This is a genomic window from Limnothrix redekei LRLZ20PSL1, from assembly GCF_043235035.1.
Taxonomy (GTDB): domain Bacteria; phylum Cyanobacteriota; class Cyanobacteriia; order CACIAM-69d; family CACIAM-69d; genus CACIAM-69d.
Window position 1 is genome coordinate 37,460 of the sequence record NZ_JAZAQF010000023.1, and the last position, 8,284, is coordinate 45,743.

An 8,284-nucleotide genomic window follows, 5' to 3' on the forward strand; every position below is an offset into this window, starting at 1 on the left:
GATTGCCACAGTTTCCAATCAAGTGGGTGCCCCAGCGAGTGGGGCCGGCTCTTTTTGGGCCGCCAACAGTTGAGCCGCCAATGTTTCCAATCAAGTGGGTGCCCCAGCGAGTGGGGCCTTGCAAATTTTCGGCGGCGGGCGGCGGAAAATTTGTTTCCAATCAAGTGGGTGCCCCAGCGAGTGGGGCCCCCTGCCTAACTTACGCCTCGATCCCAGTGTCGAAGTAACAGTTTCCAATCAAGTGGGTGCCCCAGCGAGTGGGGCCTCAATTGCTTGTGTCTGGCAAAACTCAATTCCTAGCGCTCAAGTTTCCAATCAAGTGGGTGCCCCAGCGAGTGGGGCCTTCTGTCTACTTAAGGGCTGGTGATAATGCTCTTTTAGGTTTCCAATCAAGTGGGTGCCCCAGCGAGTGGGGCCTGCCTTAAACAGTCAAAGATGGGTAGATTTGGAGACTCAAGTTTCCAATCAAGTGGGTGCCCCAGCGAGTGGGGCCAGCGAAGATCTTTTTGATCTCGACAAGACTCTAGCCCAGTTTCCAATCAAGTGGGTGCCCCAGCGAGTGGGGCCACACTGTCCTAGCAGGTCATCAACAGCTAGCGGAGTTTCCAATCAAGTGGGTGCCCCAGCGAGTGGGGCCATTGAACAATTCAGTGGTAACCAGTTTGTTACGGGAGTTTCCAATCAAGTGGGTGCCCCAGCGAGTGGGGCCCCGTCCAGCCGCCTACACGGGCGATTTTGCCGAAATTGAAGTTTCCAATCAAGTGGGTGCCCCAGCGAGTGGGGCCGGGTCGATCGGTTCGAGGCCGACTACTGGAACCGGGTTTCCAATCAAGTGGGTGCCCCAGCGAGTGGGGCCAAGGTGGCCAAGGCTCAACAGGATATCGAATCAGCCAGTTTCCAATCAAGTGGGTGCCCCAGCGAGTGGGGCCATCGCAGCGGCTTGTTGTCGCGCCGCCTAGCCATTCTGGGTTTCCAATCAAGTGGGTGCCCCAGCGAGTGGGGCCGAGAAGAATCATGCTGAAAAGCTATTTGCTGAATGGGGTTGGTTTCCAATCAAGTGGGTGCCCCAGCGAGTGGGGCCCTGATCAAGGGTGGGTGGATCTCCGAAGACGGGCGCTTGCTGGTTTCCAATCAAGTGGGTGCCCCAGCGAGTGGGGCCTCGCTCGAATTGCAAACTGATTGGGCGATCAACCGAGTTTCCAATCAAGTGGGTGCCCCAGCGAGTGGGGCCTCACGAACCAGTTGCATTTTTCAATCTCCAAAAAGGTTTCCAATCAAGTGGGTGCCCCAGCGAGTGGGGCCTCCATCGCCGCAGCCTCCGACCCGGGCGAGAGCGCTGTGTTTCCAATCAAGTGGGTGCCCCAGCGAGTGGGGCCTCAACGAAGACGGCTCGTTCAAGCAACAGCACTATCGTTTCCAATCAAGTGGGTGCCCCAGCGAGTGGGGCCGGTCGCAAGACCGGGTACGAACCCCGCACGTTCCGTTTCCAATCAAGTGGGTGCCCCAGCGAGTGGGGCCGGCTGATGGCAAGGACGGTTCCCCCGGTAAAGATGGGTTTCCAATCAAGTGGGTGCCCCAGCGAGTGGGGCCCCAGGAAAGACCGCCGCCCGCAAATTAACGATGCCGTTTCCAATCAAGTGGGTGCCCCAGCGAGTGGGGCCTGGCGCTCTAGGGCGATCGCCCGTTTGGTGGCCATGGCGCTGGGTTTCCAATCAAGTGGGTGCCCCAGCGAGTGGGGCCTTTGGAACCCGGAGACGACGATTACGACTGGTATCGCAGTTTCCAATCAAGTGGGTGCCCCAGCGAGTGGGGCCTGACCTACTCGCGCTATCCCCTTGTAGGGCTGATCTCAAGTTTCCAATCAAGTGGGTGCCCCAGCGAGTGGGGCCACCCGAAAGAAAGCCGTAGTGACTGAAGAATAAGCAATCAAGTTTCCAATCAAGTGGGTGCCCCAGCGAGTGGGGCCCGTATGGACGTGTTTGGCTGAAATAGAAGTTTTGAGACGTTTCCAATCAAGTGGGTGCCCCAGCGAGTGGGGCCGGCGATCTCTTCAAGGCGATCAATGACTTTGCCCGTCCGTTTCCAATCAAGTGGGTGCCCCAGCGAGTGGGGCCATTACAAGGGTCGCTAGGGTGCGCTGGGTTACCCAGGTTTCCAATCAAGTGGGTGCCCCAGCGAGTGGGGCCCCCCCTGGCTCAACAGGCCCGTCAAGCGGAAGCAACGGTTGTTTCCAATCAAGTGGGTGCCCCAGCGAGTGGGGCCCTGTTGAACAAAAACGGTTGGCAGTGCTTGATCAGTGTTTCCAATCAAGTGGGTGCCCCAGCGAGTGGGGCCGACAGGAGCGGTTATATTCCAGCTTCAACACAGGCGACGTTTCCAATCAAGTGGGTGCCCCAGCGAGTGGGGCCTGGGATTGCAAGACTTTTCTAGCGAATCTATTGAGCTAACGTTTCCAATCAAGTGGGTGCCCCAGCGAGTGGGGCCAAATCAAAGCTCTACGGATATCGCGGTGATTTGCAGTTTCCAATCAAGTGGGTGCCCCAGCGAGTGGGGCCTGATTTGATCCGGACGGGCGATCACGATACTGATGTTTCCAATCAAGTGGGTGCCCCAGCGAGTGGGGCCTTGGCAAACACCGCCCGCCAGCGGTTGGTTAACTTGTTGTCGGGTTTCCAATCAAGTGGGTGCCCCAGCGAGTGGGGCCTTGCATCTCACAAAGGTCAACCTAACCAGGATTGAGTTTCCAATCAAGTGGGTGCCCCAGCGAGTGGGGCCTTGTCGAATGCCTCGGGCACGGTTGCGTCAGCTCGGGAAAGTTTCCAATCAAGTGGGTGCCCCAGCGAGTGGGGCCATGGCAAGCAATTCAATTCAAATGTTTGGCTGGCTATCCCGATGTTTCCAATCAAGTGGGTGCCCCAGCGAGTGGGGCCTTAACCGTACCTCCCTTCTTGCCCTGGAGGTCAATCAAAGGTTTCCAATCAAGTGGGTGCCCCAGCGAGTGGGGCCTGCAAACGCGCGGGGTGTTTGCGATCGACTGTCGGCGGTTTCCAATCAAGTGGGTGCCCCAGCGAGTGGGGCCGAGTCCATAGGCGGCGATCGTCCCAAAAACCCATCGGTTTCCAATCAAGTGGGTGCCCCAGCGAGTGGGGCCTTGAAGGAATGAAAGAACAAAGGCTAGGAGCTGACAAAAGGCTGTTTCCAATCAAGTGGGTGCCCCAGCGAGTGGGGCCATTCACCAAGGCCTTGGGGTGCTCACCCACCCGGGAAGTTTCCAATCAAGTGGGTGCCCCAGCGAGTGGGGCCTTTGAACGAGATTATTGACGCGGGCGACTTCCTTGGTGCTCCAGTTTCCAATCAAGTGGGTGCCCCAGCGAGTGGGGCCATCTCTTCACTACCTTGGAAATTGGCCTTGATCGTTGGTTTCCAATCAAGTGGGTGCCCCAGCGAGTGGGGCCTGGCAATTCAAATTCTTCTAACTGTAACTGCCAGTTTCCAATCAAGTGGGTGCCCCAGCGAGTGGGGCCCCACTAACACCAATAACCGTTCTGGCAATCGTTCCAAATGTTTCCAATCAAGTGGGTGCCCCAGCGAGTGGGGCCTAGGCCACCGAGCGACATGCGGATGTATTTCCGCCCCGTTTCCAATCAAGTGGGTGCCCCAGCGAGTGGGGCCTACAGCGGTACTGTCTTTAAATTCAACCTGTTCCCAGGTTAGTTTCCAATCAAGTGGGTGCCCCAGCGAGTGGGGCCTCCCCCCTAAACTAACCCTTGCTGCATAAGGGTTACAAGTGGCTAGATCTACAACCCCCCTCAGACCCGGACAAAACCCAAACATTTCATCTGTGGAAAAACCCCAAAACCCTTGCCCCACAACCGATCCACAACCTCCACGACAGAATGTGGGTTCCAGCCGATCGCCCCAGGTTGTAGATTTCCGATACATTGCGTTACAAAATGACCGATCCCGGCGGCGAAGACAGGGGCCGCCCGCCCCAAACCTCCACCTGGGCCAGCATTTGACTCGATAAGGGATAAAACCGAATCGAATCCTCCTTCGGGTTAAACCACTTGCGAAGCCGCCGCCGCAGTTGGGCATAGTGACTCGGAGAGAGATAGCACTCAAACACGCTGTATTGCACCCGCTGGCCATAGCCCTCCAAGGTCGCCGCAATTTTGCTGCGCCGCTTCTGATTTGGACTGTCGTAAGCAACCACATAAAACACAGGTTCAGCCGCTTAGGTTCGCAGGCGATAGGGCTGGTAGGTGTAGACCGGCTGATAGACAAATTGCTTGTAGGCGCGCACTTGCCGACTCAGTAGCTCCCACCGGGGAATCGAACCGCCCTCGTCTTGGTCGATCGCCCCTTCCATGCGATCGATAAACGCTTGCAGATACAACTTGCGACCCGCTTCATTCAGAAAACAGCCCCCATCCCGCTGTTCCGTGTGCTGAGTGCGATCGACCTGACCCCGATTCACCAGCCCCAACACCACCGCATCCACCAACGGTGCCCGAAATTCCTCCAGCAAGTCCGACACCAAAGCCGGGTGGCGATCGGACGGTTCGTGCAAACAACCAGCGTAGGGATCGAGTCCCTGAAGCTCCACCAACACCAACAGATGGTTCCACAACACCTGGTAGCCAAAACTGAGGAAGGCGTTGATTGGGTCTTGGGGCGGTCGCCGGTTGCGATCGCGAAAGCCCAGGCCTGAGTCCGCCAGAATCGATCGCCACGCCCCAAAGTAAGCCGCAGCCCCCGCCCCTTCCAAACCAAACAGTGCATCAAGGCTAGTGGCCTGGCGGGCCCGATCGCCTAGGTGGCGGAATTGATCGAGATCTGGGCCCAAGTCGTGGCCCCGTTGGCGATAGCGCTGCAGCAAAATCCGGGAGTTGTGCAGCTTGTTGGCCACGATCGCCCGGGCCACCAATAGGCGATCGCCAAAACTGAGATCCGCTTGGTGACGCGCCAGGGCCCGGTAGCCGCGATGGATAGCCGTGAGGCGACCGTGACAGTAGCCCATGCGCGACAGGTAGACCACCGGCACATCCCGCACCAAACAGGCCCGCAGCACTTGGGTGGTGAGCTGCACATTGCCAAACACCAGAATTTGATCCAGCAGCGGCAGGGCGATCATTTGGGCGGGTTCGTCGCCCTGCTGCACAGTCAGGCGATCGGCGCGGACGGTGACGCGACTCCCTTGCTGGGACAGATAGAGCGATCGCATGGGGGACGAGGCATATGGCGCTAGGGGCGATCGAGCGGGCCGGGGCGATCAGACAGTCGTTCTAGCTCGGCTAGGGGATCAGGGTTGGCATCCAGCGAGCGAGTTAGTTGTCGGCCCCAAAGGCGATCGGCGATCGTGCAAGTGTAGTAGCTCGCTAAACCCACGAGCAGCGTGTTGACCAAGACAGCGGCTAACCCCAAAGGGGCAATCAGCAAAATAATCAGGGTCAGGCTGCTGTTGGTGAGGGCGATCGCTTGGCGGCGTTTGGGGAGCGTTCCAGGGGCAAAGTACATAGGACTGAGGGAGGATCAGCGGGCAAGGTCTAAAGGTTCAAAACTAGCTAGTCAAAGCCGATCGAATTTCGGCATTCAGGCGATCGAACGGATTATCCGTCAGCGAAACCGTGACAATTCCCTTCAAAATGCGCCGCAGTTGATTCAACACCTCTTCGGGATTTTCCATGCGGGAAATGCCCTTAAACTCATGCACCATTTGGTTGCGATCGGCGCAGAGTTTTTCGATTTTGTCTAAATCTCCCAGTAGCTCTTTCGAGTCAGGATCACAATCTAAAATCAGCCGCATGGTCAGGCGATTTGGAAAGTAGCTGGTGCGGACAGCACGATTTTTGGGGGCTGCCTTCTCTAGGGCGCGATAGACTTCACCCGATTTGAGGGCCTTGACCTCTTGCCAAAATCGATCGGTATCGGCCTCATCTTTAGGAAACTCAGCCAACTGCCCGATCGCGTATTTCAGCACATTTTCTTGGATGCCAAACACCCGCGTAAAAACGGTGAAATAGTCACGATTGTGCAGCGATAAAACTGCATTGAAATAGGCTTCCGCCAAAACTGTGGGCTTGTGTCCCGATCGCAACTTGGCAATGTCTTTAGCCCAGCGATCATCAATAGCTCCCGCAAGCTCTTGAATCGCGTCACTGGCTCCGTTGAAGTCAAATGCCTTGCGACAACGGGCATATTCCAACAAGCCCTTGAGGCGATCTGTTGCTAACTGGCTGGCTGTTAATTCCAACCAAGCACCACTGTAGTTGTAGTCCGCAATTTGTTGTTCAATGCGTTTGCGATCAAACTCCTGCCGCAACGCCAGAACATTGGTTGGAAAAACCCGATCTTGGCCTGGTTTCATCTCCTTCGGGTTACGAACTTGCCAAATTTGGCTATTGCTGGCGTAGCCTGCCGCCTGCAACAAACTGAAAGCCGACTTCATGGCTGGCGTTCCCGACGATGCGTTGAAATCTACCCGATCGCCCGGTTCCAACTGCGATTGCACCCACTCCAAACCGCGCTTTGCTTCTTGCGCCGCCAGCCACAAATCAGTGGGATCTTTCGACAATTCCCAACTGGTGGGAATCAGTTCCACCACCAAGCCAGATAATTGCGACTCTGACTCCATGTGTTCTTGGGTGTCTTGAGCATTTTTCGCTGTACCTTCTGTGTGCAGCAACACCACTTTCTTGATCGTTGTTCCTTGGTTTAATAAAAATCGCAGGAGGCTAATAATTGATCCTTCCGTTTCGGTGGCTGCAAACGGATCTTGATTGCCCACAAACGACAAAACAACACTACTCATGATTAGGTATGCTCCAAAAATTAGATTTTTAGTTCCAAAAAACTCAGCAAAATTCCTAGAATTTGATCGATTTGAGGCAAGTAATATTCATCCAAATCAATCAAAACTTGGGTTTCTTGAAGTTGCAAAAATCGCCAAACTGTTCCCGTAGACACTGCCCCATAAACTGTTGATTGAGGAGAACCTTCCTGCTGATTAAATCGCCAAGCACCAAGCATTTGGGCAATACACTGACCCAAGCCCGATCGCATGTTGTCGTTTTTGGCTTCTACCAAGGTCACAATTGGCGCAGTGATGATTGAAGCTTCCGGTTCGGCAGTCAAAATGAAATCGCATTCTCCGACTAGATCTAATTCTGGCTCTACGGCAAAGTTCACACCCGAAAAAAAGCCAATTTGGTAGTTTTTGAGGCGGCGAACTTCCAGCAAAACAGGTGCAATAATCAACTCAGATCGTGCCTTTTCGGTACTGAGGGTGGCAGCAAGCGCGGCATTTTCTTCGAGCAGGGTTTTCAAGATTTCTGAAGGTGGATGAGGCTCCCGATCGCGAAAAAGATGAGAGCGATCGTGAATTTCAAGGCTAAATGCTGCTTTAATTTGGGCAATTGAGAAGCTACTATAGGGCATGAGATTAATTCGCCAATTCTAGGCGATGCGCAAAATAGTTACGATTCAGTAGCATTTTCATTTCTAAATTTCCTCGTATTAATCTCCGTCTGAATTTGAGCATAGAGCAACTGAGCTTGTCCTGCAATAGATAAACTTAATGATATGCCAATGAATTGCCCTATAAACCAGCCCACAAAACCACACAAAGCACCAAAGAGAAAAGCACCCACAATTCCACCAATTACAGCCCCTAATCCAAAACCAACAGAGAATCCAAAAAATGCACCAACAATACAGAAAACAATAATGATTGATTGTGCTTTTCCATGCAGTCTTTCAGCCGTTCTGATCGCAAAATTTTGATCATAAACCAGGTCATTTCGTCCACTAGGTTGTGCAACTTCGTGGTTCAAAAACTTAAATCGATCTTCACTATTTTCGGTATTACTTAGATAAAAAATTTCATTCCATACAGGTCGAAGTTGACCAGTTTTTCTGGCTTCAAGGTTCAGGACTTCGATACCCTCTGGCTGAATCATTTTTAGACCGCGCATCAGGCGATCGCGAATTTGCTCAAGTTGGGGTGGATTTTCGCCCTCAAAGGTCAGCTTCAGTTCGTTGCCATTGGTGCGGCCCTTGCAAGTCCAGCCCTCTTTTTGGAACGATCGATTCAGCATCGCCGCGATCGCTCCTGGTTTACCCTGTTTCGCCAAGTTGAGAAGTGTGTTATCCGCCATGATTAGACCTCTTGCACGAATCAAATTGGATGTGTTGCCTGGTAGTTGAGCAACCCGGCCAGCAGATGAAGCCTCAAGCCAAAACGGCGACGACGATTGCGATAGCGTCCTGAGAAGATCCGAAATCG

6 protein-coding genes, 1 pseudogene and 1 CRISPR repeat array (1 of these 8 only partly in view) are annotated in these 8,284 nt (G+C 54.2%); all 7 genes and pseudogenes read right to left on the reverse strand.

Annotated features, from left to right (window positions below; genetic code table 11):
• A CRISPR array of direct repeats spans nt 1-3,749; the repeat unit is 36 nt; unit sequence GTTTCCAATCAAGTGGGTGCCCCAGCGAGTGGGGCC (it extends 2,206 nt beyond the left edge of the window).
• Nucleotides 3,750-3,946: 197 nt separating this feature from the next.
• The gene (gene cas2 / locus VPK24_RS04575) at nt 3,947-4,222 is read right to left on the reverse strand and encodes a CRISPR-associated endonuclease Cas2 (protein ID WP_393010929.1); all 276 of its coding nucleotides are present in this window, start codon (nt 4,220-4,222) and stop codon (nt 3,947-3,949) included.
• Between the two features lie 12 nt (nt 4,223-4,234).
• Nucleotides 4,235-5,224 carry a CRISPR-associated endonuclease Cas1 gene (gene cas1 / locus VPK24_RS04580; RefSeq protein ID WP_393010930.1) on the reverse strand — a complete coding sequence of 330 codons (990 nt, stop codon included), beginning with the start codon at nt 5,222-5,224 and terminating at the stop codon, nt 4,235-4,237.
• Nucleotides 5,225-5,244: 20 nt separating this feature from the next.
• Complete coding sequence (gene csx18 / locus VPK24_RS04585; protein ID WP_393010931.1) at nt 5,245-5,517, reverse strand: CRISPR-associated protein Csx18; 273 nt, start codon at nt 5,515-5,517, stop codon at nt 5,245-5,247.
• Nucleotides 5,518-5,560: 43 nt separating this feature from the next.
• Nucleotides 5,561-6,811: a hypothetical protein gene (locus VPK24_RS04590; RefSeq protein WP_190529141.1), complete on the reverse strand. Its 1,251-nt coding sequence runs from the start codon at nt 6,809-6,811 to the stop codon at nt 5,561-5,563.
• Nucleotides 6,812-6,831: 20 nt separating this feature from the next.
• On the reverse strand, nt 6,832-7,437 hold the full coding sequence (locus tag VPK24_RS04595) for a hypothetical protein (protein ID WP_190529143.1): 606 nt from the start codon (nt 7,435-7,437) through the stop codon (nt 6,832-6,834).
• 38 nt (nt 7,438-7,475) lie between these two features.
• On the reverse strand, nt 7,476-8,156 hold the full coding sequence (locus VPK24_RS04600; RefSeq protein WP_393010932.1) for a hypothetical protein: 681 nt from the start codon (nt 8,154-8,156) through the stop codon (nt 7,476-7,478).
• A gap of 20 nt (nt 8,157-8,176) precedes the next feature.
• Nucleotides 8,177-8,284 (reverse strand): annotated as a pseudogene (locus VPK24_RS04605) (IS5/IS1182 family transposase); the annotation flags it as partial.

Coding starts and splice junctions, on each gene's coding strand:
- VPK24_RS04595 (WP_190529143.1), bottom strand. CDS start 7,437: ATGCCCTATAGTAGCTTCTCAATTGCCCAAATTAAAGCAGCATTTAGC.
- csx18 (WP_393010931.1), bottom strand. CDS start 5,517: ATGTACTTTGCCCCTGGAACGCTCCCCAAACGCCGCCAAGCGATCGCC.
- VPK24_RS04600 (WP_393010932.1), bottom strand. CDS start 8,156: ATGGCGGATAACACACTTCTCAACTTGGCGAAACAGGGTAAACCAGGA.
- cas1 (WP_393010930.1), bottom strand. CDS start 5,224: ATGCGATCGCTCTATCTGTCCCAGCAAGGGAGTCGCGTCACCGTCCGC.
- VPK24_RS04590 (WP_190529141.1), bottom strand. CDS start 6,811: ATGAGTAGTGTTGTTTTGTCGTTTGTGGGCAATCAAGATCCGTTTGCA.